Origin of the sequence: Dolichospermum sp. UHCC 0352 (assembly GCF_009711925.1) — a bacterium.
Taxonomy (GTDB): Bacteria; Cyanobacteriota; Cyanobacteriia; order Cyanobacteriales; family Nostocaceae; genus Dolichospermum; species Dolichospermum lemmermannii.
This window is the reverse complement of sequence record NZ_VIKY01000242.1, coordinates 1-835: the sequence shown is the minus strand read 5'-3', so window position 1 is coordinate 835 and position 835 is coordinate 1. Positions and strand designations below refer to the sequence as shown.

Here is an 835-nt window from a genome sequence, read left to right as displayed (position 1 = left end):
CTAAAGTTAGTTTCTTGAGTTAAAGCTTCTGCCGAATTTAATCCCCAATTTCCTTGAGAAGAAACCCAATTCCAGTTACTATCTAAATGCCAAATATGCAGATAGTTTCCAGAAATGTTTTTCCAGAGAACTTGGTTATCCCCATTGACAGTTTCTGCGGCTATCGTTTGCCATCCTGCGTAGATATTTTCGTAGATTTGTTGTCCACCATTTTTAATAGCGGTTGGGGTATTTGTTCCGATTTGGGTAAAGTATTTGTTGGTGGCATCTTTGACTAATTTAGTATTTCCTGCTGATTCAATTGGGGTAAAAACATCATCATTATTGATAGTACCCTGACCTTGAGTATCGGCAATAGTGGCATTTGTGGCGTTACTCAGGTTAACAAAAAATGTCTCATTACCCTCCACACTGGTATCACCAAGAATAAGTATTGTGATAGTCTTAGTAGTTTCATTTGTGGCAAAGGTGAGAGTACCAGTAGTGTTAGTAAAGTCGCTACCTGCTGTTGCTGTACCATTAGCAGTGGCATAGTTAACTGTGATAGGTTGACTGGCAGTACCAGAACGGGTGACGGTAAACACTGCATTGGTTGTACCGCTATTTCCTTCCGTGATAGTTACATCATTAATGGAGAGGGTTGGTAAACCATCATTATCAGTAATAGTTATAGTTTGATCTGAAAATTGTACTTTTTGAATTCCATATAATGTATCTATACCATCACGATTATTGACAGAATCGGTAATGGTAAATACTCCTCCTGAACTGGTAATTTGATATTGGGAATAAGTACCTGAATAAACAGCCGTATCGCTTCCTTCACCTCCATAAA

The 835-nt window shown here is 38.3% G+C and carries 1 protein-coding gene; it reads right to left on the bottom strand.

Going from position 1 to position 835, the window contains the following annotated elements; all coding sequences use genetic code 11:
* Window positions 1-835: Calx-beta domain-containing protein (locus FJR06_RS23855; protein WP_305791096.1), on the bottom strand; the 835-nt coding region annotated here is incomplete at both ends.